A 26,485-nucleotide genomic window follows, 5' to 3' on the forward strand; every position below is an offset into this window, starting at 1 on the left:
GATGTCCCGTCGCAACTGGATCGGCTTGTTCTCCAACAATCAGTCCTCTGAGCTCTCCAGTGAGCTGGAACGGGGCTACGAGGCAGCTCTGCTGATCCAGAGTCTTGAACTTGAGTACTACAACGATCGACCGATCAGGCCTGACTTGGAACTGTCGGTTCCCCGTTCTGTTCAGGCCACCATTCTCAGGCGATTTCGGACTGCGCTGGGGATCTGCAGAGCGACATGCGACACCATCCGACCCTCGCGCTCGCAACTGGACATCCAGGAGCTGCGGCAGTTCCAACTGATCGAGACTGTCGTTAGTCGCTACAGCTCATCGCGGCAGAGCCAGAGCTCTCAACCGAGTTTGAGTCGCCCGCCCGATCCACTGCCGCGATCATTGCTGGGTCTCTTTGACTCAGTGCGACGGCAACTCGACCCGACCTCTGAAGAAACATTGGTGGCCGGATTCCGTCGGCGACGGGATTCAACATTGATCTCCTTGAGGATCTTGTTGCTTCTTGTGCTGGTGCCTCTGTTGATGCAACAGGTGTCAAGAACCTATTTGATCTCACCGGTGGTTGATCGTTTCTCACCGGATCTTCCCCTTCTGAACTACGCCAAACCGAATCTTGAAATCAAGGCTGTTGATCAATTAAGGATCTATAAGGCCGAGCTCGAATTCGATGCCTTGGTTCGTGGTGACGACTTACCGTCACCCGATGAATTGAAACATGTTTTACAAGAGAAAGCCATTGAGCTCAAGGAAGAGGCGAGTGTTGAAAGCCTCCACGCGATTAAAAATGTCTTTGCCGATTTTGTTGCATTGCTGTCATTTGTCGCCGTCTGTCTTGTCAGTCGTGATGAATTAAGAGTGCTGCGCGGATTTCTTGATGAGGCTGTGTATGGACTGAGTGATTCAGCAAAAGCGTTTGGAATTATTTTGTTCACGGATGTGTTTGTTGGGTACCACAGCCCAGAAGGTTGGACGGTGCTTCTCGAAGGGATTGCCGAACATTTTGGTCTGCCGGCTCGTCAGAATTTCATCATGATGTTCATCGCCACGTTTCCTGTGATCTTGGCGACGATTTTCAAATATTGGATTTTCCGATACCTCAACCGTGTGTCGCCGTCGTCTGTGGCCACCTTGAAAGGGATGAATGGTGGCGGTTGAGCCCGATCAGGGCGGTTCCCGGTTCGTTGTGGTGACCGGCCCCAGCCGCAGCGGTAAGAGCCGTTGGGCCGAATCGCTCTTGGCTGGTTTCAGCCATGTCATCTATGTCGCCACCTCACCGTCGCGCCCGGACGACACCAACTGGCAGGAGCGCATCCAGCGCCATCGCGACCAGCGTCCATCCCATTGGACGCTCCTGGAACCCGGTCCAGACCTCAGCGCAGCTCTGGGCCAGATTGCGTTGTCCGGGTCTGCAGAGGCTGTGCTGATCGATGCGCTTGGCGCCTTTGTTGCTGCCCATCTCGATCAGCCCGAAACCGTTTGGCAGCAGCGAAGTGACGAACTCCAGCGTTGTTTGGCAGCGATGCCCCTGACCACGGTGTTGGTGTGCGAAGAAACCGGCTGGGGCGTCGTCCCACCAACGGCGATTGGCGGTCTGTTTCGGGATCGTCTCGGTCAGCTGGGTCAGCGTCTGAATGCCGTGGCTGATGACAGCTGGCTTGTGGTTCAAGGTAGGGCGATCAATCTCCATCAGCTCGGTCATCCAGTGCCATGAGCGATCGCTCGACACCATCACCTTTGCGCGTGGCTTTGTTTGAGCCCAGGATTCCTCCCAACACCGGCAACATCGCCAGAACCTGTGCTGCTTTTCAACTCCCCTTGGAGTTGATCGAACCCCTTGGCTTCAGCATTGACGACCGCAGTCTCAAGCGTGCGGGGCTGGATTACTGGGATCATGTCCAGGTGCGCTCTCACGCCAACCTCGAGCGCATGCTTGAGGTCTTGCCAGCCAAGCGCCGTCTGATTGGTTGCAGCCGCTGGGGTGGAACAACGCTGAATTCGATGGCCTTTGAAGCCGGGGATGTTCTTCTGTTTGGCCGTGAAGACACCGGTCTGCCCGCCCCGGTGCGCGAGCGTTGCGATCAGATCGTCACGATTCCGATGCCCGGATCCGCTGATGAGCGTGGTCAGGGTGGAGTGCGCAGTTTGAATCTGTCGGTGGCGACTGCCCTGGTGACCTATGTCGCTGGGTCTCAGCTCAATCTGTGGTGATTGGGAGACTGCACTAAGAGGGCTTGCAGCGGCATGTTCTGCTCGTTACCGTCAGCCAGTTCCGTCTGGCGTCGGTCCGACTGAGCGCACTCCGTTTGTTTTCCATGCGGTCCCAGCTCACCCTGGTTTCCATTGCCACTCCCCTGCTCGCAGCAGGAATGTGGTCGGCGATTCCAGGTCATGCGGATAGTCAGAAGCGTGTTCCGCTTCCACCGCTGCCTGCGCTTCCGGAGATCGGCGCGCCCGTGGAGCTGGCCCAGGCCGTGATCGCTCCTCCTCCGGTTCCACCCCCGCTGAAGCTGGAGCCGAAGGAAGTTGCAGCGATCCAGCGCGGTGATTCCCTGGCCTCGTTTCTGTCACGTCACAACGTGACCCTCGAGCAGCTGAAGTCGTTCAATCCAGGCCTTGAGGTCAGTGACCTTGCTGTGGGCCGTGTGGTTCGGGTTGCCAAAGCAGCCCCAGGTCAGTCTTTGCTTGCGATCCGACCGGTCACCAGTGGTGGTGCCAGCTGGCCGGATACCCCCGGCTTCGCGCCGGTTCGCACCAACCAATCTCCGGCCGGTCAGGACACCTATATGTGGCCGACCAAGGGCGTCTTCACCTCCGGTTACGGGTGGCGATGGGGTCGGATGCACAAAGGCATCGACATTGCCAACAACACGGGGACGCCCATTCATGCGGCTCGCCAAGGTGTGGTGACGTTTGCCGGCTGGAGCGGTGCCTATGGCTATTTGGTCGAGATCGCCCATGGCGATGGTGATTCCACTCGCTATGCCCACAACAGTCGGCTTCTTGTCAGCAAGGGTCAGATGGTGTCCCGAGGCATGAAGATCTCGTTGATGGGCAGCACAGGACGCAGCACGGGCCCACACCTTCATTTCGAGATTCGTCGTTCCGGAGGTGCCGCAATCAATCCTTTGAGCAAGCTTCCCAAGCGGACCGTCTAAGCAGGGTTCGGGGCCCACGATCGTTTAAAATCTTTCTGAACACGGCTCGGTAGCTCAGCTGGTTAGAGCGTGGGATTCATAACCCCAAGGTCGGGAGTTCAAGTCTCCCCCGAGCCATTTTGTTCAAAGACAGTGCCATTGGCACTGTCTTTTTTTTGCATCTTCAGCGCATATCGATTGCATTCAGTCGATCCCTGAATGATTTGGGCTGTTCCTCAGTCAGGGGGGGCAACTCAATCAAGGGAGGTTGATGATCATTGAAGGATGGGCTTGTGTTCGGCGCGGCCTGACGCACGGTTTCTGAACGGGCAGCCTCGTGGCGACTGGTGTCCTGACGATTGGTCTCCGACCGACGCCCCGAGCGCTGTCCTCGGCCGGACCCCGGCATCTTCAGAACCCCGGTGTTCTGATCCCGTTCCAGTGGTTTTTTTTTCAGATCTCCACGGAGCTGATTTAAAAGCCTGAAATGGCCGGTTGCGCTGTATTTCCTCAACAGGCCTGGATCCCAGCTCATGCTGTTGTGCTGCTGGAAACATTGTATTTGGGCGCCGATGCACCGAGCGTGATAAATTGATACCTGAAACTGGTAGTCGGTCCGACTTTGTTCAAGTCGCCTGTGATTGCCCGTTGAATTCCATCACATTCCAAACATGACAGCGAACGGCTGCCTGCGCGTTGGCCAGCAGGCCCCTGACTTCACAGCAACTGCCGTGGTGGATCAGGAGTTCAAGGAAATCACCCTGTCGCAGTATCGCGGCAAGTATGTGGTCCTGTTCTTCTACCCGCTGGACTTCACGTTCGTCTGCCCGACTGAAATCACTGCGTTCAGCGACCGCTACGCGGATTTCTCCAGCAAGAACACCGAAGTCCTCGGCGTGTCCGTCGACAGCCAGTTCAGCCACCTCTCCTGGATCCAGACCCCTCGTAATGAGGGTGGTCTTGGTGACATCGCCTATCCCCTGGTTGCTGACCTGAAGAAGGAAATCGCCACCGCCTACAACGTTCTCGACGACGCCGAAGGCGTTGCACTGCGTGGTTTGTTCATCATCGATCCCGATGGCGTGATCATGCACTCCACCATCAACAACCTGCCCGTGGGCCGCAATGTTGATGAAACCCTTCGCGTGCTGCAGGCATTCCAGTACGTGCAGTCCAACCCTGATGAGGTCTGCCCTGCTAACTGGACTCCCGGTGAGAAAACCATGAAGCCTGATCCCGTGGGCTCCAAGGAGTATTTCTCCGCGATCGGCTGATCCGCTTCACCCGTCCCACCAGCCTGGCTGGATCACGACCCCATCTGGCTCAGCCGGATGGGGTTTTTTTGATGAGTTCTGTGATGGCCTTGGGCAGCGTTCCGGCCATGGCGATGCGTTTCCCATCACTCACCACGACACGTTGTAGGGATGGAAGCCCCCCTTTGCTCGCACGGAGATAGACCGGCTCCACATAGAGAAGACTGTGTCCGACCGGGAGTACCAACAGGTTGCCTTGGACCACCTCCGAGCCACCACGATCCCAGAGGCCAAACCGTTGGCTGATGTCAGGGTCCTGGTTGATCAAGGCCTGAACTTGTTCAGGACCAAGGATTGGCTTGTCGCGTGGAAATTCAATCTGGAGGAGTTCTCCGTAGTGTTCACCATCATTTCTCGCCGCTAACCAGGCATTTAAATTCGGCCTGGCTTGAGGCGTTAACGGTTGGAGCAATAGAAATTCCGATGATTCATTGTCTTCAACTTGAGCACTGACGTGATAAGGAACGACGGGCACCTGCTCACGTCCATACATCTCCATGGGCACTTCCCACACGTCATCTCCGCTGTAGAAGCTCCTTGGATCGGTGACGTGATAACGCTGCAATTGGCGAACTTGAATATTGAACAGTTCTTCAGGAACGCGCAAATGTCCACGCAGAACCGATGGCATTGCATTGATTGATTCGAATAAGGATGGGAAAACTCGCCTCCAACCTTGAATCAGTGGATCGTTGGGTTCGTTGACATAAAAGTGGATGGATCCGTTGTAGGCATCAACAACGATCTTGACGGCGTTGCGCAAATAACGGTCGTTGTCATTTTGACCTGCTGCAGCACTGTAGGGGTAAGTTGTTGAGTGGGTGTAGCCCTCAGTGATCCAGTACTGATGTTGCGTGCTGTCGTAGCCCGAGGTCCCTGGATCAATCGGAACAGACACCAGGTAAGGATCGCCACGAAGATCAAGAAATGGTGCCATCGCCTTGATGCGTTGACGCAGTTCGCGTCGAATTAGCAGGCGAGAGTCATGGGTGATTGATTGTGTTGTGAGCAGTCGCGGTTCATGCAGATAGAGCGCTGCAGCGAGACGATGCCATGGGGATCGAAGTCGAATTCCCGCCTGACCGTCGTAGCGACTGAAGACATTTTCATCGCCCTCGGGGTAGTCAAATTCGTCGACACCTGCGCCCGTAATGGCATACGGTGCATCGAGCATTCCGAAGTACAAGGAAGCACGATCTGCAGGTACAGCAGCGAGAACATCGTCCCTCTCAATCGAGAGTTCGTTGTTGCCTTCAATGCGGATTTCAGAGCCGAGGTCACGGATGAAGTAGGCCGGTAAGCCATCCTCTGCTTTCGCATTCACAGGGCTCAATGTGAATCCGTAGCCATGGGTGAAAACAAAATGTCGGTTCTGCCAGGTTTTGGAGCGTCGTGGCAGTCGCGACTGATCCAGTTCCCGGGCCGCAAGGATCACCTGTTGCGCCGTCTCTGGATCTGGACGCAGTGGATAGCGATCAACGACGGCATGGTTGAAGCGGTAGTAGACCCTGAGCTGCTGCAACTGACGGTTGGTCTCCAGCAACGGTGCGCTGTCCCACAAGCGCACGTTGTTGAGGGTGCTTGCACCCTGCTGCAGATCATCGGCGGTGAGACGTGAAGCAGGAACAAAGGTTTGTCGCTGGATGGCATCCAGTTGGAAGGCCTGCCGTGTGGCCTGGATCGATTCAGCGATAAAGGGCGATTCCAGGCTGAGTTCCTGGGGATTGACCACCAGCCACCGGGCCATCGGTGCCAGACCACCATCCAGAACCAGCAGGATGGCGAGTCCACCGCCAAGGACCTGCGGTAACCGTCGAACGATCCAGCGGGGCTGACCGGAGATCACCACCAGGCTCAGGATCAGCAGAACCAGAGCAGTGGCTGATCGCAGCGGCAGTGTGAAATTGACCTGCAGCCAGCCGGCGCCCGCCACGATTCCATGCTGACTCCACAGCACCTGATGCCTGAGGAGCCAGACCCACAGCCCAACGCTCAGCAGCACCACGCCTGCGGCTTGTCGCAGCCGTCGACGTTCATGGCTGCTCAGCACGATCTGCCAATTGGATAGAACGGGTGCGCGTAGCCATCGTTCTGTCAGAACGGAACACAGGGCAGACGTCTGCAAAAGCAACAGCAGCCCCAGTGCCAGGCGAAGTCCGGCGAAACGGCCGAGGGCAAAGCTGAGGTCAGCGCCCAAAACCGGATCGTTCAGCCCGGAATCGGGAATGACGATGGCCTGCACCCAGATCGGCCATGACCGGCTCGTCATCACGACCATGGCGGCCGCTGAGACGCGCCACAGCCAGGGGCGCAGCCGTCGCATCGTCAAGGCCAGAAGCGACAGGGCGGCAAGGGCAGGGCCGAGATGCCACAGAACTTGGCTTCCCTGCACCGCGCGGATGGCAAGCAGCGTCAGCACCGTGGTGCTTGCGGCCAAACCAAAGCAGCTCAACAGCAGGGCAACACTGAACCTCCAGCCGCTGAGAACGCTTCCCTCCGTGTCGGGCCCGGTTGTTGTGGCCACTGGGGCCGTTAACCAAGGCTGACGCCAACGCTGGATCAGCAACAGCGCGATGACAGCCGCCGCACCGCCCGTGGCCTGCAGGACCCAGCGTGTGACAAGAACGTCCTGCCAGTCGAACTGGCCGAACCAGAGCCACTCCACTGTCATCCGGGCCAGGATCAATCCGACCGGCAGCAGGAGTAGCAGTCGGATCATGTCAATCCAGCCAGGTTGAGAAAGCGTGTGCCGTCGAGTGTCTCCTCCTCAATCAGTGCATCCACCAGGCGATCCATCACCTCTCGTTGGCTCGTAAGCAGCTCAACGGCCTGATCCAGAGATTGTTGGGCCAGGCGATGAACCTGTCGATCAATTTCCCGTCCGGTGGTCTGGGCGTAACTCGGACTGCGGTTCAGCCAATCCCGCCCGAGGAAGACATCCTGTTCTCCTCCTTCCAGGGCCACAGGCCCCAGCGAGGAGAAGCCAAAGCGGGTCACCATTTCGCGCGCCAGTTGAGAGACCATCTGCAAATCCCCCGAGGCGCCCTGGGTGACTTCCTGCGGGCCGAACACCACCAATTCGGCGGCGCGCCCTCCGAGGGCCACCACCAAGCGTGCCCGCAAACGAGCTTTGGTGATCAGGCCTGAGTCGAGAACTTCTTCGTCCGGCCATAACCGGGTGAAGCCCCCAACACCTCCGCTGCGGGGGAGCAAGGTGACTTTGTCGACCCGGTCTGCCTCGGGTAAGAGAGCAGCAACAAGGGCATGGCCAATTTCGTGATAGGCGATCAGCCGTTTTTGGGCACTGTCCTGCAGGGGAGCTGCAGCCAACCCCATCGTGATCCTCTCGAGGGCCGCTTCGATGTGACGATCGTTGATGGCCGTTTCCCCTTGCCGCGCAGTGAGGATCGCTGCCTCATTCAGCAGATTGGCGAGATCGGCACCGGAGAACCCTGGCGTTCGCTGGGCCCAGTCATTCAGAGACACCTCTTCCGCCAGAGGACGTGTCCGGGCGTGAACCGAAAGGATGTCGCAACGGCCCTGTCGATCCGGAAGGCCAACCTGAATGCGACGGTCAAATCGACCAGGCCGCGTCAGGGCTGCATCCAAGACATCGACGCGGTTGGTGGCCGCCAGCAGGATCACGCCTGAGTTCTCAGCAAACCCGTCCATTTCGGTGAGCAGCTGATTCAGGGTCTGCTCGCGTTCGTCATTGCCACCCCCGATGCCGGCTCCCCGCTGACGACCGACCGCATCGATCTCATCGATGAACACGATGCAAGGAGCTTTCTCCTTGGCCTGTTTGAACAGGTCGCGCACGCGGCTGGCACCCACGCCGACAAACAGTTCGACGAATTCTGAGGCTGAGATCGAAAAGAACGGCACGCCGGCTTCGCCGGCAATGGCTCGGGCCAACAGAGTTTTTCCAGTCCCCGGTGGGCCGATCAACAACACACCTTTGGGGATCCGTGCACCCAGTCGGATAAAGGCCTCCGGCTGTTTGAGGAAGGTGACGACCTCCTCCAGTTCCTGCTTGGCATCGCTGATTCCGGCGACATCCTCAAAGCGGACGGAGAGATCCTCCTGGGACTTGACGCGGGGTTTGCTGCGGGCGAAGCCAAAGGCACGGTTGGCCACCTGCGCCGAACGCCGCAATAGGACGCTCAACCCCACGATCAGAAGCAGGATCAGCCCCAGATTCACCACCAGTCCGGCCATGGCGTCATCGCCACGGGTGTCCTTGACCGTGAGCGGTGTTCCGGACGATTCAGCACTTCTCAGAATCTGTTGATCGTTGGCGAACACTGGGACCTGAATGTTCTGCCCATCGGGGTAGGTCACACGGACCTCACGCTTGCTTGGGATCAATTCGAGGGATTGGACCTCCCCAGCATTGATCTGTTCAAGCAGCGTTGAATAATCAGGTGGTTCCGGCTGGCTGAAAGCACGAAACAACGGTTTGGGCTGAGTGGATTCCTCAGAGTTGGTTGAACCTGAACTCACGACAAAACCGATCTGAATCAAGGCTAGCGATTTGACGCAAGGGAACTCCAGACGAGATGATCACTGTTTGGAACTCAATCAGCCTCAATGGCCGTACCGAAGAAGAAAACATCCAAGGCGAAGCGCAATCAACGCCACGCCACTTGGAAGGCCAAGGCTGCCGTTGCTGCTGAGCGTGCCATGTCCATCGGCAAGTCGGTGCTGAGCGGCCGCGCCCAGGGCTTTGTTTATCCCGTGAGCGAGACCGAAGAGAGCGAATCCTGATCATGGTGCGACCCGGATGCGTCGGAAGCGTCGTTCCGGGTCGAGATCAATCACAACCGACGCCTGATTCAGCGCGTATGACGTCGCTGGAATGGCGGTCTGAATCATGCGGATGAACGCAGTCACAGCCGACTCTGAGAGTCCTGGACCGCGTTCTTTTTGCTGTGTCATCTCCTGCTGACGTTTCCAGCGCTCGGGAGCGTTGAAATCCGTCGCTGCGAGTTGCCAGAGCGTGTCGAACTGATCCCAGATCGGTTGGTATCGCGACAGTTCGGTTTGCACCCTTCGCCGGAAGCTCAATTCAGCGGCGGTCAACGGTGCGCTGAGGTGATCACTGCCACCACTGAGATCCTGGTTGGTCTGGAGGGGGGAACAGCCGAGAAACCAACCCTCGACCAGCAGAACATCAGCATCGCAGTTGCTGGAGCCGCAACGATCGCCACGTCCACCGCGCAGGGCCTTGTCGAATCGGGGCATCAAGACGGTCTCCCCTTGCTTCCAACGGGACAGACAGTCGGCCATCAGTTGGATGTCATGGCTTCCGGGAAGTGCACGCGGAACACCCCAGGGATTGCCGGCCATGGCGAGATCCATCTGCTCTGCCGGCAGGTAGAAATCGTCGATGGAGATCACCTGGATCGAGTCGCCAAGTTCGGTGGCCGCCGCCTGTAACCAGTTCCCGAATGTTGTTTTGCCGCATCCAGGGAGGGCATTCAGACCGATCAGGAGACGGTCCGAGGCATGGATGGCCTGTTCGGCTTGGCTGAGCAGAGGAAGGCCCAGACACCAGAGCCAATCGGATTCCGTCCCTGGCGCCCACTGATCCGCTGCTAAGGCCTGGGCGCGGCGATCCAACCACTGCTGTTGCCAGCGGGTGAGTGTGGTTCCGGTCAAGGCTTCGATCAACGCGGGTAAGCCTGGAACCGGTGGTGATTTCGGCCACATCTCAGGAGCCAAGTTTGAACGCCTCCAAGACAACCCCATAAATCAAGCCGAGACGGAACAAATCCAGGCACTGCCAGACCAAAGGCACGGGCTGCTGTTTGATCTGATCCCGTGCGCGCACCATCAATTCGCACAATCCCAGCAGGGTGAGGGCACTGAGGATGCGACTCCCGAACAATCCACCGACCTGTTCAAGAAGATTGCTGGCCGCAAAAAATCCGGTCAGGATCGCCAGAAGAGCCCAGGCCCGTGGCCACCAGGGCCCGGTCAGCAGGGGACGCCACTGGTCGCCCAGCTCACGCTCCACCCGAGCCAACCGCGTGCGTTGCCGTGATGGCATCGGGATTCAGCCTCCTTCCAGCAGAGCCTGTAGATACTTCACCGTCACGACGCCCTCTGTGCAAGCGGGGCCAGCGATGACCGTGCTGGTGTGGTCGGGGTCACCCAGATGATTCAGAACGGCCACCGCTTCGCCATACCTGGCCGGTAGCCCTGTTTCCCAGGGCGATGGTGTCAGCAGGCAGGCCAGCCCCGCTGCGCGGGCTGATTCAAGACCCGCGAGGGAATCCTCAATGGCCAGGGCATGAGTCGGTTCGACCGCCGCACGTTTGATGGCCAGTTGATAGAGATCCGGCGCAGGTTTTCCCCGTTGAACATCGTCAGCGGTGACGATTCCGCTGAACCAGTCCTGTTCATCGCGGCTCGCCGCCAGAAGGGCGTTCACGGAGGCACGGCCACTGGAGGTGACGATCCAGCTCGCGATGCCTGCGCTCTTCAGTGCGTGGAGCAATCGGCGCACACCGGGTCGCCACCCGACATGGCCCGCAGCGATCCGTTCGCCGTAGTGAATCCGTTTGCGTTCGCGCAGTTGCTCGAGCAGTTCGTCGCTGATCGGATGCCCAACCTCCTGGCAGGCCTGTTGAACACGCCGCAGCCCCCCTGGGATCTCGAGCCGTCTGGCGTACTCCTCACGATTCCAGTGAAAGGGCAGGCCCAGCTCTTGGAATGCACGGTTGAAGGCCGGTCGATGGCCATCCATCTCCGTATCGGCGAGGGTTCCGTCGACATCCCAGAACACGACATTCAGCATCTGCATCCCTCCCTCAGCGTCCAGACCGGGCACCATGCTGATGCAACCTCGCCTTGATGCGCTCTGGTGCCTGTGTCCATCCGACGCTGGAGCTGGTCTCTGCCGGACGTGGTGTCTGCGGATCCGTTGTCTGGTCTTGACTTACCACTGGCGCTCCGCTGTCTGCTCCAACGCAGGGGGTTCACCACTGAGCAGGCAGCGGAGGCCATGCTCAATCCGGTGGATCTCCCGGACCCTGCAGACCATTTTCCCGACCTTGAACAGGCCCTGATCCGTCTCGAGCGCAGCTGCCGGATGGGAGAAGCGGTGGCCATCTGCGGTGATTACGACGCGGATGGAATGACCAGCACCGCCCTGCTGCTTCGGGCCTTGACGGCGTTGGGCGCCCAACCGATCCCAGCGATTCCCTCCCGGATGGAGGACGGGTATGGCTTGAACAGCGGCATGGTCGAAACCCTGAATGACCAGGGAATCCGTGTGTTGGTGACGGTCGACAACGGGGTGGCTGCTGAAGAAGCTCTTCTCTGCGCTGCTCGTCTTGGCCTCGAAGTGATCGTCACGGACCATCACGCCATTCCGCCCCAGCCGGCACCGATGACGGCCCTGATTCATCCCCAGACCACACCGGAGGGCTCCCCCTACCGGGGTCTGGCGGGAGTGGGGCTGGCCTTTGTCGTGGCCCATGCCCTGGCGGAACGTCTGGGGCAACCGGACGCGATCCTGGCGGCACGGGACCTGTTCTGTATCGGAACCGTGGCCGACATGGCCCCGTTGCTTGGGGCGAACCGCCGCTGGCTGATCGATGGCCTGCAGACGCTCCATCGCAGCCCGTGTGCCGGTGTTCAGGCCCTTCAACGTCTCGCTGGGCTGGGCGACAAGCCGTTGAGTGCGGAGGACATTGGCTTTCAGTTGGCACCGCGGATTAATGCCGTGGGGCGGCTTGGGGATCCTGAGCTTGTCGTTGACCTGCTGACCGCGACCGACAACGACGCAGCAATGGCCCTTGCGCGCCAGTGCGATGACTTCAACCGTCAGAGACGGGAACTCTGCGATGCCATTGAGGCGGAAGCAACGGCCTTGGTGGAGGCCGATCAAGGGGAGCTTCCACCGTTTTTGTTGTTGGCTCAGGGCCATTGGCACCACGGTGTGATCGGAATCGTGGCGGCCCGACTGATGGATCGTTTCCATCGGCCTGCGGCGTTGCTCGCTGGCGAGGGCAACGGCCGTTTACGGGCATCGGTGCGTGCTCCGGCAGGGTTCGCTGTGGATCAAGCCCTCCAGGCCTGTGCCGAACATCTGGATCGTTTTGGGGGGCATCCGGCGGCAGGTGGCTTCACGGTTGAGGCCACCAAGGTGAGTGCCTTGCATGAGCAGCTCAACGGGCTAGCGGCGCAGTGGCTTGCGTCCCAGGGAGATGGCATTCCAGTGATGCCCGATGCCCTGCTCAACCTTGAGCAGATCAATTGGGACTTTTGGAATCAACTCAAACGGCTGGAGCCTTTTGGGATTGGACATCCCACCCCGTTGTTCTGGTCGCGGGACTGTGAGGTGGTGCAGTCACGGATCGTGACCGGTGGCCACCTGTCGCTCATGGTTCAACAGGGCTCGGTGCAGAGACGCGGTATCTCCTGGCGATGGGATCCCTCCCATCCCGTACCGGAGCGTTGCGATCTGGCCTACCGGATCAATGAAAACAGCTGGAAAGGTGAACGGCGGCTCCAGCTGGATGTCAAAGCCATCCGACATCACAGCAGTCGGGTGAGCCTTCGCCTTGGCCCGCGCCACTATCTGGCCGAGAGAACATCAGCCGGTGATGTTCTGCTCAGCAACGAGGCCGGAGAAACCCTCTCCAGCCTTCAATCCACGGTGGGAGCAGATCAACGTCTCCAGCATCCCTCGGTGATTCGCTTGATGGATCAGGCACGGCTCGGGCTTGGATTAACCCCGTGACGGCCGCTCCGGATGAGGCTTCAGAGTGCGCCGCGGCGGTAGAAGAGGATGAAGATCACAGCGGGGCCAGCCAGGGTGATCAGCGCAAGGGCGGCAAAGTTGGCGATCAGGTGGAAGTCGATGCCCATGGGTGAAAAGCGCTGCTCAAGATGGAATTGTCGGTCAGGCTACGAGCCTTGCCAACCCCGCCGGATCACCGCACCCAATCACTGTGACGGCTTGTCACAGCACCAGCCATGAGTTCGAAGGGTCAGAAGTGGCATTGCATTCAGCAGTGCGGTGCCTGTTGCCGGCTGTGTCCCGATGAACGCCAAGAGGCCTTGGAGGCCCTCTCCCCCGACCAACAGCAGCAATACCTGTCCATGGTGGGAGACGACGGTTGGTGCATCCATTACGACAGCGGTGGCCGCCGTTGCCGGATCTATGAGCAGCGCCCTGTGTTTTGTCGGGTGAGTGCCCTCGGGGATCTGTTTGATTTGGCTGAGGACGAATTCGATTCCTTCGCCATTGCCTGCTGTCAGCAGCAGATCCGATCGAATTACGGCGGCCGCAGTGACGTCATGCGTAAGTTCAACCGTTCCATCCGTCAGGCCGGCACTCTCTGATGACCGACTCCGGGGCCGACCAGCGTCCTGCGTTCACCACCGTTCTGTTCAGCACCTTCACCACGGTGTTCGTTGCTGAACTCGGCGATAAGACCCAGCTCGCCACCTTGTTGCTCTCCGCCCAGTCCGGTTCCCCCTGGCTGGTTTTTGTCGGCGCTGCGACCGCCTTGATTGCATCAAGCCTGGTGGGCGTTCTGGTGGGCCGCTGGCTCTCCCAGGTGCTGTCCCCGGAGCGATTGGAGCTGATGGCTGGTGTGCTGATGGTTGGACTCGGCCTTTGGTTGGGGTTCCAGGCGTGTCAGTCACTGCTGCAAACACCCGTTGGAGCTTGATGGATGGATGTACCTCTGCTGTTATCGACGTTTCTGACGGTGTTTCTCGCCGAACTCGGCGATAAAACACAGTTGGCCACGGTGGCGTTGAGTGGCACCTCCAATCGACCGTTGGCCGTTTTCCTCGGATCGTCATCGGCCCTGGTGCTGGCCAGTCTGATTGGTGCTTTGGCCGGTGGATCCGTCGCCAATTTCATTCGAACGGACCTGCTGCAGCTGATTGCCTCCGCCGGATTTCTGGTGATTGGTGGTCGTTTGCTTTGGCCCCTTTTGACGTCTGAGTCAGAGGCGCAGATCAGCGTTGAATCCAAACCGGACGAAAGTTCAACACGCTGACTTCTAAACTCAGGGTGGTGCCGAGTGTTCTGCACGATTTCCGCTGCGTCCGTCGTGTCGCTCTGACACCCCTCTCCCCCGACCTTGGAGGTCGGTTTCACCGCCTGTCCCGATGAAATTCAACGTTGCCGATCTGATTGATCAGCTCAACACCGACACACCGGTTGAGCCGGCAACCCTGGCCAAGTCACTCAAGCTCACCAATAAAGCGGACAAGCAGAGCCTGGAGTTGGCTCTGGATGCCCTGGTGCGTCTTCAGGTCGTCGAACGCGATGACAATGCAGGCCTGTTGCGTGTCGATCAAGACGATTTGATCGAAGCCCGGCTGCGTTGCAGCAGCAAAGGGTTCTGTTTCGCCATTCGCGATGACGGGGGCGATGACATTTACATCCGAGACCACCAGCTCAACCACGCCTGGAACGGCGATCGCGTGTTGGTGCGGGTCACGAGGGAAGGGGGTCGCCGTCGCTCGCCGGAAGGGGGCGTTCAATGCATTCTCGAGCGGGCCACAACCTCCTTGCTCGGACAGGTGGAACGGCAGGACGATCAGGTGGTGGCGATTCCCCTGGATGATCGGCTGCTCGCCAACATCCAGCTGCCGGATGAGGATGCTCAGTACGTCCAAGAGGACACGGTCGCGGCGGTCGTGGAAGTTCAGCTGGACCGCTATCCAGTGGCTCAGTTCTCTGCCGCGGGTCATGTCGCGCGACAGCTGCCGTTGAACGGTGGTCCGGCGGCCGATCGCGACCTGCTGCTGACCAAAGCAGGCTTCCATCAACCCGCCCCTCAACCGCGGGCTGCAGCCAAAAGCCCTGCGGCTAAGGGCCGCACCGATCTGACCGATCAGCCCTGTGTGCTGCTGCGCAGTTGGCAAGGCGTGGAGGCCCCCTCGTTGCCTGCGGTGCACGTGGTTCCCCATGCCGGAGGTAGCCGCCTTTGGATCCATGCACCCGCCGTTGCCGAACGGGTTGGCACCGGAAGTGCCGTCGATCAATGGTTAAAGGACCGGGGTGAAGCCCTTTGCTTGGGTCAGAGCTGGCAGCCGCTGTTGTCGTCAGCGCTTGTCAAGGCTTCTGCCCTGAAGCCCGGCACCACCTCAGAGGCCGTCAGTGTGCGTCTGGACATTGATGCCGATGGTGAACTCGTCGATTGGGAGTTCATGCTCAGCACGGTTCAGCCCGTGGCAGAAGTCAATCCCTCCCACCTGGAGGCGCTCGCCAACCGCAAGCCCAAATCGCGAACCGTTCCGGCTGCGTTGAAGGGAATCAAAGATCAGCTCCCCCAGCTGGAGACCCTGCAGTTCTGCGCACGCACACTGCAGGATCGCGATCGACGTCAGGGCATGATCCAGCTCGATCTGTCCCTACCGCAGATCGACGAACTCGGTGATTTGATCTGGGCTGATCCGTCCGGCCGTCGTCAGCGTTGGTACGACGCCATCAACCCCGTTGATCCCCAGTCTTGGTTGCAACCGTTGTTGCGGGCTGCTGACCGTGCCTGGGGACTCCATGCCCAGGCGTTCAAGCTGCCAGGTCTCACGATCACGGCGCCTGAGCCCGATGCATCGACCCTCAACGATGTAGCCAAAACGGCCATTGCCCTGGATCTTCCCCTCGAACTCGATGACGAAGGCAGTCCTTCGGCGACGGAGCTGCTGGCGGCGTTTGACGCTGCACCGCAACGACGCGTTCTTGAACAACAACTGAGTCAGGCCTTGACCGAGCCAACCATCGAGGTGCTGGTGGGCAACCTGTCTGAGGACACCGTCTCGGACGAGCCGGGGGACGAGGACAGCGAAGCACTGGCGTCCCCACCGGGAGTGGTTCCCTGGTGCTGCGCCACGCTCCATGCCACGGATCTGATCAACCAGCAGGTGCTCGTTGGCCTGCTTCAGGACGGCAAAGATCGTCCCAGCGTTCGCCAGAAAGACCGTTTGAATCTGGGTTGCAAAGGTGCAGACGCCAAGCTGACCTGGGCTTTGCTGAGTTCATCGGCCAGCGACAAACTGGTGGCGTTGAGTTCGGAACGGATCAGCCAGCGTCTGAACAGCCGTCATCGCCAGGCCCAGGACCTGCATCGCGATCTGATTGCCATGGTTCAGGCCCGATTTGCTGAGCCGTTGTTGAACACAGAGATCGAGGGATGCATCAGTGGCGTCCAGAGCTACGGCTTTTTTGTGGAGATTCCGCCGTCCCAGGTGGAAGGTCTCGTTCACGTCAGCTCGCTCAGCGACGATTGGTACGAGTACCGATCCCGCCAGAACCGTCTGGTCGGCCGCAAAAACCGACGGGTTTATCAGTTGGGTGATCCCGTCACGGTGCGCGTCACCAAGGTGGATGTCCTGCGCAATCAGATTGATCTGGATGTGATCACCCAACCCCAGGACGACCACGATCAAGGCGCCGCTGAGGATGAGCAGACGCCTTTGCCCGTCACGGTGAGCTTGGACTGACATGCATCCCTATGTTCTGGCCGTCACGGGAGCGTCAGCACAACCGCTGGCGGAACGGGCTTTATTGCGGCTGTTGGAGCGTGACCGTTCGGTTCATCTGATCCTGAGCCGCGGAGCCCACGAAGTTTTCCGTGCCGAACAGGGCCTGTCCGTGCCTGTGGAGCCCGAGCAGCAGGAACGCTTCTGGCGGGATCGTTTGCAGGTGGACCGCGGAACGCTGCAATGTCATCGCTGGAACGATCAAGCCGCTTCGATCGCCAGTGGCAGCTATCGCACCAAGGCGATGGTGATTGTTCCCTGCAGCATGGGCACGGTGGGCCGGATCAATGCCGGCATTGCGATGGACCTGATTGAGCGCTGCGCGGATGTCCATCTCAAGGAACGTCGGCCGCTGGTGATCGCACCCCGCGAAATGCCGTTCAACTTGATCCACCTGCGCAACCTCACCGCATTGGCCGAAGCCGGCGCCACGATTGCCGCGCCGATCCCCGCCTGGTATTCCCAACCGCAATCCCTTGATGAGATGGTCGATTTCCTTGTGATTCGTCTTTTTGATGGTCTGGAGGACGATTTGGCTCCCCTTCGTCGCTGGACAGGCCCGATCACATGACCCGGATCCAACGCCTGCTGTTGATCCCTTGCCTGGCTCCGCTGGTGTTGGTTCTGCTGGTCTCTGTTGTGCAGGACCGACGGCCGCAGCGGCTCAATCTTTTGTTGTGGACCAGTCCGGCGTTGCCCATTGGCGCCTGGACGGCGATGGCCTCCTTGACCGGTGCTGGGCTGAGCGTGGGTGGTGTTCTCCTGCTGCGTTCATCGGGGCCAAGTTTGCGCCGCACCCAGCGGTTTCATCCCGGCAACGTTGAGTCCAGTTCGGGGCCTGCGTCGTTCGATGCTGAGCGGAGGCCAGAACCGCGCCAGGCCATGCCGGAGCGGGATATCCGTGACCCGGCTCCGACCGTTGCGGTCGCTTATCGCGTCGTCCAACGGCCGTCATCGGCGCCCCAGCCCAAACCATCACCCGCCGCAGCCTCCAGACCCCCCGTCCACGAATCCGACGAACAATGGGGAGAGGATCCAGATCAAGACTGGTGATCAAGCCCCTGGTCTGCTTACAGTTCCCGCAGTCATTCGAGTCCGGTGAGCGAGACACCAGCTGCTAAGCCTTCAGACGCCAAACCGGAGGCGGCCGAAAAACCTGCAGCCAAACCCAAGCCGCCCAAACCGGAGGACAAGCCGTTCCCGGAATTCATCGACACGCTGTTCGTTCCGGCTGTGGCCAAGCAGTTGGCTGAACACGGCATCACCGCTGATCGGTTGGAACGTGTCGAGGCGGAACGGCCTGTGGTGGGAGGAAGCTGTCCGATGGTGATCGGTGAACTTCCCGGCGGTCGCCGCTTTTGGGTGTGTTTCGCCTCGGAGAACATCAACAGCAGCAAGTTGATCGCTCTGGCAGATCCCGGGAGTGAAGCCACATTGCTTGAATCATTCCTGATCGATGAGAAGCGGATGTCCCTGGCGTTGCTGGTCTCAAGGCTTCTCCAGCGGCTGAATGGTCAGAAATGGTTGGGAGGGAACTGATCCCAACAGCAACAAAGACCTCGGTCGCAGGCTGACGCCGCCTACATTGGCAGCACCGCGAGACTCGGAACTGATGGTCCCCCCTACAGCCGTGGCCGATCAGACTGCTGATAATGCAGTTGCCGTCAAGGAGCCCGTCAAGGACACAATCCTGACGCCACGCTTCTACACGACTGACTTCGAAGCCATGGCTGCCATGGATCTTCGTCCCAACGAAGCTGAGTTGGAAGCCATCTGCGAAGAGTTCCGCAAGGATTACAACCGCCATCACTTCGTCCGCAACGACGAATTTGATGGCGCTGCCGACAAGCTTGATCCCGAAACCCGCAAGGTGTTCGTTGAGTTTCTTGAGCAGAGCTGCACGTCGGAGTTCTCCGGTTTTCTGCTTTACAAGGAGCTGAGCCGTCGCATCAAGCAGAAGAACCCTCTGCTGGCTGAATGCTTCGCACACATGGCCCGCGATGAGGCCCGCCACGCCGGCTTCCTCAACAAGGCGATGAGCGATTTCGGGATGCAGCTGGATCTCGGCTTCCTGACGGCCAATAAGGACTACACCTTCTTCAAGCCGAAATTCATCTTCTACGCCACCTATCTCTCCGAGAAGATTGGCTACTGGCGCTATATCGCCATTTTCCGTCACCTCGAGAAGAATCCCGACAGCAAGATTTTCCCAATCTTCAACTTCTTCGAGAACTGGTGTCAGGACGAAAACCGCCACGGTGATTTCTTTGACGCCCTGATGAAGGCTCAGCCGGACACCGTGCGTGGTCCGATCTCCAAACTGTGGTGTCGTTTCTTCCTGCTGGCGGTGTTCGCCACGATGTATGTGCGTGATGTGGCTCGTAAGGAGTTTTACGAGGCTCTGGGGCTGGACGCACGCACCTACGACCGGATGGTGATCGAGAAGACCAACGAGACCTCCGCCCGTGTGTTTCCCGTGGTTCTGGATGTCAAGAGCGAGAAGTTCTGGACCCGCCTTGAGCGGCTGGTTGATAACAACGCTGCCCTCGATGCCGCCGATGCCAGCGACGCGATTGCTCCGGTGAAGCTGCTTCGCAAGTTGCCCTTCTGGATCGGTAACGGCGCTGAAATGGCCAAGCTGTTCCTGATGTCACCGATTGACAGCAGCAAGTACCAGCCAGCGGTCCGCTGATTGTTCGCATCGTCACATCTGATTGAGGAGAATTCTTGACTGACGCGTTTTCGAATCAATGGAGAGATCTGCTTGAGACTCTCCTCAATCGCGGATCTTCAGCCGGGGCCGATCTTGTTGAGGTGTTCATGGAGCGGACCGATCACCTCGGTCTGCTTGCCGAACAGGACATCATCACCAGTGTGAATCCGTCGTTTGCCCGTGGTGCAGGCCTTCGTGTCTTTCGGAATGGACGCGATGGTTTTGTCAGCACCAATGATCTGACGTCGGCAGGTTTAACCCGGGCGCTCGATCAGGCTCTGGCCATGCTCGGCCTCACCCCTGAGTCGTTGTCGGTCGGCCATCGCTTCGATGGTCTGCAGGCCCTCACCGATCACGGCCTGAGCAAGCAATCGTGGCTTGATCGCTGCCCATCGATGTCCGATGCCGGTGAGACGCTGCTCAAGGGCACCATGCAGCTCGACCGCCTTGGTCAACACCTTCAGGTCAGACGTGGCAGCTACGCCCGCGATTGGCAGGAAGTGATGGTGGCCGCCAGTGATGGCACGTTTGCTCGGGACATCCGCCTGCATCAGTCCACTGGCCTGTCTGTGCTTGCCGCAGATGGCGACCATCGCTCCAGTGTTGGCCGTCGTTATGGCAGTACGGATCGTCCCGACGACCTCAGCAACTGGAACACCGAAGCGAGCGCGTCAGAGGTTTGCGACAGCGCCGGTCGGATGCTCCGCGCCGATTACGTCGATGCCGGTCAGATGCCTGCTGTCCTGGCCAACCGCTTCGGTGGGGTGATCTTCCACGAAGCCTGTGGTCACCTGTTGGAAACAACACAGATCGAGCGGGGGACGACACCCTTCGCCGACAAAGTCGGTGAATCCATTGCTCATTCAGCTGTGACTGCGATCGATGAAGGCCTCAGTGGAGGTGCCTTTGGTTCGTTGTCCATGGATGACGAGGGCATGGAGCCCGAACGCACGGTGCTGATCGAAAAGGGTGTTCTGAAGCGTTTCATCAGCGACCGTGCCGGTGAACTGCGGACCGGTCACAAACGCACCGGCAGCGGCCGGCGTCAGAGCCATGCGTTCGCAGCGGCGAGTCGGATGCGCAACACCTACATCGATGCGGGTCCCCATACACCGGAGGAGTTGATCAGCTCCGTGGATCAAGGCCTGTATTGCAAGGCAATGGGCGGCGGGAGTGTCGGTCCGACGGGTCAGTTCAATTTTTCTGTGGAGGAAGGGTATTTGATCGAGAACGGTGTTCTGACCAAACCCGTCAAGGGGGCGACCTTGATTGGTGATGCCAAGGAAGTCATGCCGCGAATCTCCATGTGCGCCAATGACCTCGAGTTAGCCGCCGGTTTCTGCGGTTCCGTCAGCGGCAGTGTGTTCGTCACCGTTGGCCAGCCGCACATCAAGGTGGATTCGATCACCGTGGGGGGGCGTTGACGATGTCGAACAACACCCTGAACGCCAACGCGCTCCGCGATCGTCTCCAAACCCTCGCCACACGCGAGGGAATCCGGCACTGGGATCTCGGTGCGGCCTGCAGCGACGACTGTTCCGTGCAGGTTGACCGTGGCGAAGCCAAACAAATGAAGGCCGCGCAGCGGAGTTCCATCACCGTTCGGGTGTGGAACAGCGATGGGCTGGTGGGCATCACCAGTACCACCGACCTGTCGGACAGTGGCTTGGAGCAGGCGTTGGTGGGGGCCCATCAAGCCACGGCCTTCGGAAATCCCAACGACATTCCGCAGTTCTCTCCACTGGCGACGGCACCATTGCCCGAGTTGGATCGTCCACTCCAGCCTCAGCAAGGCATCCTTCCGCTGCTCAAGACCTTGCGTGAAGCCGAGGCGGAGTTGTTGTCCCGCCATGACGCCATCCAGACCGTTCCTTACAACGGTTTTGCTGAATCGCTGTCCCAAAGCCTTTATCTGAACAGTGATGGCGCGCTTCGCGAAATGGAGCGCACCCAAGCCAGCCTTTATCTCTATGCCCGGGCTGAACAAGAGGGCCGCAAGCCGCGCAGTGGTGGTGCGGTCCGTCTTGGCCTCGGAAGCCATGGGCTCGATGTTGAAGGTTGCATCAGCGAGGCGGTGGAACGCACCGTGAGTCATCTCGCCTATCAACCGATTGAAACCGGCAGCTATCGCGTCTGTTTCAAGCCAGAGGCCTTCCTCTCCTTGATGGGTGCCTTTAGCAGCATGTTCAATGCCCGATCAGTGCTGGATGGTGTCAGCCTCAGCAACCGTGAGTCGATTGGGGACCGCATTGCGGTGCCGTTCCTGTCGCTCCACGACAACGGTCTTCACCCAGGCCATGTCAGTGCATCGGCCTTTGATGGTGAAGGCACTCCCACCCGGCGCCTGTGCTTGGTCGATGGTGGAGATCTCACGAGTTTCCTCCACTCCGAGGCCACCGCTCGAGCCTTTGGTGTCCAGCCCACCGGCCATGCCGGCCTCGGCGCCAAGGTGTCGGTTGGTCCCGACTGGTTTGAGGTCTCGACCAAGGCTGGAGCCACCAGCGGTAGTTCCCTTGACCACCGCAGTGAGCGGGACCCCTTCGTGTTGATCGAAGATCTCTCCGCCTTGCATGCAGGTGTGAAGGCCACCCAGGGATCGTTCTCCCTTCCCTTCGATGGTTGGCTGGTGAAAGGCGGTGAACGTATTTCCGTGGAAGCAGCGACTGTGGCCGGCGATATCCGCACGTTGCTGAACAGCATCGTCCACCTCGAAGCGGAAGCTGAAGTCACTCCCCGTGGTGTCTGTCCCCATGTCTGGGTCGACGCCCTGTCCATCACCGGCGAAGCCTGAGCAACGGTTCATCGTGAAAATCCTTTACTGGGGAACACCGGCCTATGCGGTCCCCACCCTGTCTGCCTTGCATGCAGCGGGCCATTCCATTGTTGGGGTGGTGACCCAACCCGATCGTCGTCGCGGTCGTGGGAAGCAATTGATGCCCTCGCCCGTCAAGGAACGGGCCCTGGAACTCGGCGTTCCTGTCTTTACGCCGGAACGGATCAAACGGGATATGGACTGTCAGAACCAGTTGGCGTCGCTCGGCGCTGATCTGTCTGTGGTCGTTGCCTTTGGTCAGATCCTGCCTGCTTCAGTTCTCGATCAACCACCGTTGGGCTGTTGGAACGGTCATGGTTCATTGCTGCCCCGTTGGCGGGGCGCTGGCCCAATTCAGTGGTCGATCTTGAGCGGCGATGCAGAGACCGGCGTTGGAATCATGGCGATGGAGGAAGGGCTCGACACCGGCCCGGTCTTGCTGGAGCGGAGCCTCTCCATCGGTTTGCTCGAGAATGCAGCTCAGCTCGGTGAGCGCCTCAGTGCACTGACGGCGGAGCTGATGGTCGAGGCCATGCCTCGCATCGAGGCAGCGGGTCAAGGTCCGCACGAGCAACGGCTTGCACGGCTTGGTGTTCGTGTTCAAAGCGAGGACAGTTGCTACGCCCGGATGCTGACCAAAGAGGATTTCGTCATCGATTGGACGCAGTCCGCCCTGGCGATTCATCGCCGTGTCATGGGCTTGTATCCAGGTGCGATGACCCATTGGCGGGGCAAGCGTTTGAAACTGTTGGCGACGGAGCCGTTGATTGAACGACTGGCTGATCAACTGTCGGCTGAGGCCCGGGCCTTGGTGGGCCGATGGCCCACCGGTGGTCATCCTGCCGGTGTTGTGCTCGATCAGATCCAGGATGTCGGTGTGGTTGTGAGCAGTTCCGGTTGTCCGTTGCTGATCCGCGAAGCCCAACTGGAAGGCAAATCCCGCAGCTACGGACAAACGTTGATTCAGCAGCTCGCCCCTCAACCTGGGCTGAGTTTGACGGCGTCCTGATTTTCTGGCGTTTCGAGCCCGCACGAATTCAGTTGGGCCTGGCTCATTCTTCGGTGTAAAGCATCCGTGCTTGAGCCCAGACCCGATCCAGGTCTTGATCGGAGAGCTGCAAGGCTTCTGGATGCAGTTGTCTCAACCAGTCGCGCCGATGCTTCAGGTTGTCCTTTGAAAAAAAGGAGTCCTGCGAAGCCAGCACCCGGAATTTGAGGAACTCCAGCAAACGGGCACGAAGCCGAATCCCATCAATGAGCTGCAACCGTTGTCGCTGATCGTTCAGCGACACCACGGATCCGCTGGTCAGTCCACTGCGAAAAGGTGACATCACCTCCAGCATCGACGGAGGCTGCCAATGACGTTGCTTTGTTTCGGGATGGGGTCGATACACCCAAGCGGGTGTGGCCACGTTTTCAACGATCAGCTCGATACGCCAGAACGAAAATGTTTCCGGCGGATGGTGATCACTCCAGTCGACGTCCACAAAAGTGTGATCAGGATCGCGAAGTACCAGCTCCATCGGGGCCACACTCACATTGAGTGTGCCGTCAAAACAGTCGGAGAGATCCAGGCCGAGCTGTTGGAAAAACGGACGTTGCAACGCAATGGTCCCTGCGGGATAGGGCGAGTCACTTGCACGGCCAGAGGCCACACCATGGCCAGGAATCACAGTGCCCTTGATGTGTTGAATCGGCATTGAATTCAGCGCGGCTCGCGATGACTGCATCGTTCACAGGGCCCCTCCGGCCAGACCGCGCAACGGAGCAACGGACTGAGGGCATTGAAGCGACAGTCGGGATCGCCAATGACCCAGCCATGCCGCCATCGAATTGCATCGTTCGGTTGGCGTTGGGGTTTCACCATCAGTGAAACGGAGGCGATCTGATAGCGGCCGTTTCGAAGCTTGTAGCGATGGCGCCGCTGCATCACGAGAAAGGAGCGCCCCTTGAGTTCCACCCAGCGACCAGGGTGGGGAGGGTCGTCCAGCTCGAGACGGTCGAGCAACGCATCGCTGCCGGCTTGGCGAAGTTCAACCAACATGATTGACCTCTGCCGGCTCGATCTCATCTTTGAGCGAAAGGCCCCACCAGAACACCGCGCCAACAACGAGAAGTGTGAGCCAATCGGGTTGGCTCAACATGGGCCAAAGCACGTGAATGATCAGACGCAAGGCAACAAAGGCCACGGCCAGGAAGCCCGCCGTTTCCAGCCGCGGGTAGATGTCCAACCAACGGATGAACAGTCCGGAGGTGAAGCGCAAAGCAATGATGCCAATGATGGCCCCGGTACCGATCAACAGAATCTGATCACTCACAGCAACGGCTGCCGCAACGCTGTCAATCGAGAAGGCCAGGTCTGTAAACGCCAGCAGAACGACCGTGCGCAGGAGCGAGCGCGGCTCCTTGGAGCTGGTTGTGCTCAGCTCGTCGCTGTCGGGGTTTTGCCGGTTGTTCAGATGATCGATGAACAGCCACAGCAGATAGGCCGCCGCCAGCAATTGCACCCAAATGTTCTGAAGGACCCACTGCGCCACAACGATCAATCCCAACCGCAGCACCAATGCCAACCCGATGCCGATGTTCAGTGCCAGACGTTCCTGTTCTGGCTGCTGACCGCTCCGGGCAATGGCGGCGAGTGCTACAGCATTATCTGCCGATAGAACAATTTCCAGAACAACCAGAACTGGAAGCAGGGTCAGGATTTCGCCCCATTGATCCGCACCATCAAAAACGTTGGAAAGGGAGGGCAGAGCTGTGAGGTCCATCACGACAGCCTAGAAAGTGCAGGCCTGCACTGAAGGGAATGCCAATCCGGGTTGAGCTCTGCCATGTGGATGGTGAACGGGCCGTGGTCCGTGCCAGTGAGTGGAGGAATGGTGAGGAGTTCTCCAGTGCGCTTGGTCAGGCCGCTTCGGCTGAAGAGGCCGAAGACCGGGCTCGCCAACGGTTGCAGCGTGATCAGGACACCGCCAACACGGTGACCGCACCGCTGCAAGTGGGGAAGCCTGAGCCGGCTCTAGCGGCCGTTCCAGCCGCTGCGCCAGTCAAACGTGCTGCCAAGCCAGATAGCGCTCCACCAGAAACGACTTCGGAGGCAGTTCTGCCTGAACCCGTTGCCTCTGCACCACCTTCGGAGGCACCCACCGATCCGGAGGATTGGAGTGAAGAATTGGCTGCCATCGACTTGGAAGTCCGGCGGCTTGGCTGGGATCGGGAGTTGGAGCGCGTCTACCTGGAACGAGCATTTGGCCATGGCAGTCGTCACCGCCTGACCCGTTACAGCGATCTGGTGGCCTATCTAAGGCAACTGAAGGGTCTTCCCGCGGGCGCACAGCCTGATTCGGCCCCAGTGCCCATTCGTCGGTCGGATTTACTTGAGCAGGGCAACAGGATGCTGGAGCAACTGGGTTGGTCATCGGACCAGGCTCGCGACTTTTTGAGCCAACAACTCAACGCGAATAGTCGTCAACACCTCAGTGACGAACAACTTCTGCAATTCAACATGCTGCTGGAAGAGCAGACGCTGAAGGTGTCGTAATGGCTGGAGTCTCGGCTGACGAGGACATCACGATGTCGTCAGTGACTTGTTTTTGATTAGGTCCTGAACCGCTGTTGGTCTGTTGCGTCAGACCGTGATGGAAGCCGACAGCATCGTCAGCTGGAATCAATCGCCGAGCCCAAGCGGTATTCGCCAACGGTTAGGGCGTAGTGCAATCAGCTTGGACTCGAAGATCTGAACAAATGGACATCGTGGCGGATGGCCAATGGTTGGCTCGTTGAATCGGCGTCACCGTCCTTTCAGGATGTTTTGATTCATTCAGGTGTCCGGGCTTTCTTCCCTGATCCGCCATAAAGAAAGACCGCAGGTAGTGCCGCTAAGGGGGTGGCTCCGACAAGAACCACAGAAAGCAAAAATCTCGGCAGTTCATCCAGGTTATTTGCGCTCACTGATGTTGCAGTCAATGGCAACAACAGCGCGATCCAAAGAAATAT

Annotated in this window: 30 protein-coding genes and 1 tRNA gene; 20 read left to right on the forward strand and 11 right to left on the reverse strand. The window is 59.2% G+C overall.

The window, feature by feature from the left end; all coding sequences use genetic code 11:
• The first annotated feature begins 1 nt into the window (after position 1).
• The 5 genes from pxcA to ACGVKB_RS00185 all read left to right on the forward strand — a co-directional run bounded on the left by pxcA (position 2) and on the right by ACGVKB_RS00185 (position 3,273).
• Positions 2-1,156: a proton extrusion protein PcxA gene (pxcA, locus tag ACGVKB_RS00165; protein ID WP_392349243.1), complete on the forward strand. Its 1,155-nt coding sequence runs from the start codon at positions 2-4 to the stop codon at positions 1,154-1,156.
• Complete coding sequence (locus tag ACGVKB_RS00170; RefSeq protein WP_392349244.1) at positions 1,143-1,712, forward strand: bifunctional adenosylcobinamide kinase/adenosylcobinamide-phosphate guanylyltransferase; 570 nt, start codon at positions 1,143-1,145, stop codon at positions 1,710-1,712. The genes pxcA and ACGVKB_RS00170 overlap by 14 nt, the downstream gene beginning before the upstream one ends.
• On the forward strand, positions 1,709-2,209 hold the full coding sequence (locus ACGVKB_RS00175; protein ID WP_392349245.1) for a tRNA (cytidine(34)-2'-O)-methyltransferase: 501 nt from the start codon (positions 1,709-1,711) through the stop codon (positions 2,207-2,209). Before ACGVKB_RS00170 ends, ACGVKB_RS00175 begins: the two co-directional genes overlap by 4 nt.
• Positions 2,210-2,232: 23 nt before the next feature.
• Positions 2,233-3,156: a M23 family metallopeptidase gene (locus ACGVKB_RS00180; protein ID WP_392349246.1), complete on the forward strand. Its 924-nt coding sequence runs from the start codon at positions 2,233-2,235 to the stop codon at positions 3,154-3,156.
• Positions 3,157-3,199: 43 nt separating this feature from the next.
• Positions 3,200-3,273 (forward strand) — tRNA-Met (locus tag ACGVKB_RS00185).
• Between the two features lie 46 nt (positions 3,274-3,319).
• Here the strand turns inward: ACGVKB_RS00185 and ACGVKB_RS00190 are convergent.
• Entirely contained in the window at positions 3,320-3,670 is a 351-nt protein-coding gene (locus ACGVKB_RS00190; RefSeq protein ID WP_392349247.1) for a hypothetical protein, read from the reverse strand.
• 136 nt (positions 3,671-3,806) lie between these two features.
• Between ACGVKB_RS00190 and ACGVKB_RS00195 the strand changes: the two genes are divergently transcribed.
• The gene (locus ACGVKB_RS00195) at positions 3,807-4,409 is read left to right on the forward strand and encodes a peroxiredoxin (RefSeq protein WP_392349248.1); all 603 of its coding nucleotides are present in this window, start codon (positions 3,807-3,809) and stop codon (positions 4,407-4,409) included.
• 49 nt (positions 4,410-4,458) lie between these two features.
• Here ACGVKB_RS00195 and ACGVKB_RS00200 read toward each other — a convergent pair whose 3' ends face one another.
• Both ACGVKB_RS00200 and ftsH read right to left on the reverse strand, forming a co-directional pair.
• A complete protein-coding gene (locus ACGVKB_RS00200) occupies positions 4,459-7,167 on the reverse strand; it encodes a UPF0182 family protein (protein ID WP_392349249.1) in 2,709 nt (902 codons plus the stop codon).
• Complete coding sequence (ftsH, locus tag ACGVKB_RS00205) at positions 7,164-8,903, reverse strand: ATP-dependent zinc metalloprotease FtsH (RefSeq protein WP_392349251.1); 1,740 nt, start codon at positions 8,901-8,903, stop codon at positions 7,164-7,166. The genes ACGVKB_RS00200 and ftsH overlap by 4 nt, the downstream gene beginning before the upstream one ends.
• A gap of 135 nt (positions 8,904-9,038) precedes the next feature.
• Here ftsH and rpmF point away from each other — a divergent pair, with 135 nt between their 5' ends.
• On the forward strand, positions 9,039-9,215 hold the full coding sequence (rpmF, locus tag ACGVKB_RS00210; protein WP_392349252.1) for a 50S ribosomal protein L32: 177 nt from the start codon (positions 9,039-9,041) through the stop codon (positions 9,213-9,215).
• Here the strand turns inward: rpmF and ACGVKB_RS00215 are convergent, their stop codons facing one another.
• From ACGVKB_RS00215 to ACGVKB_RS00225, 3 genes are read right to left on the reverse strand one after another with little or no spacing between them, the layout of a single operon-like run.
• Positions 9,216-10,109: a phosphoribulokinase gene (locus tag ACGVKB_RS00215; protein ID WP_392349253.1), complete on the reverse strand. Its 894-nt coding sequence runs from the start codon at positions 10,107-10,109 to the stop codon at positions 9,216-9,218.
• 52 nt (positions 10,110-10,161) lie between these two features.
• Entirely contained in the window at positions 10,162-10,500 is a 339-nt protein-coding gene (locus ACGVKB_RS00220) for a DUF565 domain-containing protein (protein ID WP_392349254.1), read from the reverse strand.
• 6 nt (positions 10,501-10,506) lie between these two features.
• Positions 10,507-11,286 carry an HAD-IA family hydrolase gene (locus tag ACGVKB_RS00225; RefSeq protein WP_392349255.1) on the reverse strand — a complete coding sequence of 260 codons (780 nt, stop codon included), beginning with the start codon at positions 11,284-11,286 and terminating at the stop codon, positions 10,507-10,509.
• A gap of 30 nt (positions 11,287-11,316) precedes the next feature.
• On the opposite strand from ACGVKB_RS00225, the gene recJ reads away from it, so the two are divergent.
• Positions 11,317-13,200, forward strand: coding sequence for a single-stranded-DNA-specific exonuclease RecJ (gene recJ, locus ACGVKB_RS00230; protein ID WP_392349256.1), 1,884 nt, complete (start codon positions 11,317-11,319; stop codon positions 13,198-13,200).
• A 20-nt stretch (positions 13,201-13,220) separates the two neighbouring features.
• Here recJ and psb30 read toward each other — a convergent pair whose 3' ends face one another.
• A complete protein-coding gene (gene psb30 / locus ACGVKB_RS00235; protein ID WP_007100063.1) occupies positions 13,221-13,328 on the reverse strand; it encodes a photosystem II reaction center protein Ycf12/Psb30 in 108 nt (35 codons plus the stop codon).
• A 108-nt stretch (positions 13,329-13,436) separates the two neighbouring features.
• On the opposite strand from psb30, the gene ACGVKB_RS00240 reads away from it, so the two are divergent.
• The 11 genes from ACGVKB_RS00240 (at position 13,437) to fmt (ending at position 23,498) form a co-directional block, all read left to right on the forward strand.
• Complete coding sequence (locus ACGVKB_RS00240) at positions 13,437-13,805, forward strand: YkgJ family cysteine cluster protein (protein ID WP_392349257.1); 369 nt, start codon at positions 13,437-13,439, stop codon at positions 13,803-13,805.
• Entirely contained in the window at positions 13,805-14,137 is a 333-nt protein-coding gene (locus tag ACGVKB_RS00245) for a TMEM165/GDT1 family protein (RefSeq protein WP_392349258.1), read from the forward strand. Before ACGVKB_RS00240 ends, ACGVKB_RS00245 begins: the two co-directional genes overlap by 1 nt.
• A gap of 3 nt (positions 14,138-14,140) precedes the next feature.
• Positions 14,141-14,473 (forward strand): TMEM165/GDT1 family protein, encoded by a 333-nt coding sequence (locus tag ACGVKB_RS00250; protein WP_392349259.1) that lies wholly within the window; start codon positions 14,141-14,143, stop codon positions 14,471-14,473.
• A gap of 112 nt (positions 14,474-14,585) precedes the next feature.
• Positions 14,586-16,925, forward strand: a complete 2,340-nt coding sequence (locus tag ACGVKB_RS00255) for an RNB domain-containing ribonuclease (RefSeq protein WP_392349260.1) — start codon at positions 14,586-14,588, stop codon at positions 16,923-16,925.
• Position 16,926: 1 nt separating this feature from the next.
• Positions 16,927-17,535: a flavin prenyltransferase UbiX gene (locus ACGVKB_RS00260; protein ID WP_392349261.1), complete on the forward strand. Its 609-nt coding sequence runs from the start codon at positions 16,927-16,929 to the stop codon at positions 17,533-17,535.
• Positions 17,532-18,017, forward strand: coding sequence for a hypothetical protein (locus ACGVKB_RS00265; protein WP_392349262.1), 486 nt, complete (start codon positions 17,532-17,534; stop codon positions 18,015-18,017). The genes ACGVKB_RS00260 and ACGVKB_RS00265 overlap by 4 nt, the downstream gene beginning before the upstream one ends.
• Positions 18,018-18,062: 45 nt before the next feature.
• Positions 18,063-18,503: a DUF2996 domain-containing protein gene (locus tag ACGVKB_RS00270; RefSeq protein ID WP_392349263.1), complete on the forward strand. Its 441-nt coding sequence runs from the start codon at positions 18,063-18,065 to the stop codon at positions 18,501-18,503.
• Between the two features lie 73 nt (positions 18,504-18,576).
• Positions 18,577-19,656, forward strand: coding sequence for a magnesium-protoporphyrin IX monomethyl ester (oxidative) cyclase (acsF, locus tag ACGVKB_RS00275; protein ID WP_392349264.1), 1,080 nt, complete (start codon positions 18,577-18,579; stop codon positions 19,654-19,656).
• A 35-nt stretch (positions 19,657-19,691) separates the two neighbouring features.
• Positions 19,692-21,101 carry a TldD/PmbA family protein gene (locus ACGVKB_RS00280; RefSeq protein WP_392349265.1) on the forward strand — a complete coding sequence of 470 codons (1,410 nt, stop codon included), beginning with the start codon at positions 19,692-19,694 and terminating at the stop codon, positions 21,099-21,101.
• Positions 21,102-21,103: 2 nt separating this feature from the next.
• Positions 21,104-22,468, forward strand: a complete 1,365-nt coding sequence (locus ACGVKB_RS00285) for a TldD/PmbA family protein (RefSeq protein ID WP_392349266.1) — start codon at positions 21,104-21,106, stop codon at positions 22,466-22,468.
• 13 nt (positions 22,469-22,481) lie between these two features.
• A complete protein-coding gene (gene fmt / locus ACGVKB_RS00290; protein ID WP_392349272.1) occupies positions 22,482-23,498 on the forward strand; it encodes a methionyl-tRNA formyltransferase in 1,017 nt (338 codons plus the stop codon).
• Between the two features lie 43 nt (positions 23,499-23,541).
• Here fmt and ACGVKB_RS00295 read toward each other — a convergent pair whose 3' ends face one another.
• Genes ACGVKB_RS00295 through ACGVKB_RS00305 form a run of 3 tightly spaced genes read right to left on the reverse strand, consistent with a single transcriptional unit; the run spans position 23,542 to position 25,257 of the window.
• Positions 23,542-24,189: a hypothetical protein gene (locus ACGVKB_RS00295; protein WP_392349267.1), complete on the reverse strand. Its 648-nt coding sequence runs from the start codon at positions 24,187-24,189 to the stop codon at positions 23,542-23,544.
• Positions 24,190-24,194: 5 nt separating this feature from the next.
• A complete protein-coding gene (locus ACGVKB_RS00300; RefSeq protein ID WP_392349268.1) occupies positions 24,195-24,533 on the reverse strand; it encodes a DUF6464 family protein in 339 nt (112 codons plus the stop codon).
• Entirely contained in the window at positions 24,523-25,257 is a 735-nt protein-coding gene (locus ACGVKB_RS00305; protein ID WP_392349269.1) for a DUF475 domain-containing protein, read from the reverse strand. Before ACGVKB_RS00305 ends, ACGVKB_RS00300 begins: the two co-directional genes overlap by 11 nt.
• Positions 25,258-25,295: 38 nt before the next feature.
• Here ACGVKB_RS00305 and ACGVKB_RS00310 point away from each other — a divergent pair, with 38 nt between their 5' ends.
• Complete coding sequence (locus ACGVKB_RS00310) at positions 25,296-26,030, forward strand: hypothetical protein (RefSeq protein WP_392349270.1); 735 nt, start codon at positions 25,296-25,298, stop codon at positions 26,028-26,030.
• Between the two features lie 275 nt (positions 26,031-26,305).
• Here the strand turns inward: ACGVKB_RS00310 and ACGVKB_RS00315 are convergent.
• Positions 26,306-26,485, reverse strand: a 180-nt coding sequence (locus ACGVKB_RS00315) for a hypothetical protein (protein ID WP_392349271.1), incomplete at its 5' end; no start/stop codon positions are given.

The sequence above is a fragment of the Parasynechococcus sp. genome, from assembly GCF_042954325.1.
Lineage (GTDB): Bacteria > Cyanobacteriota > Cyanobacteriia > PCC-6307 > Cyanobiaceae > Parasynechococcus.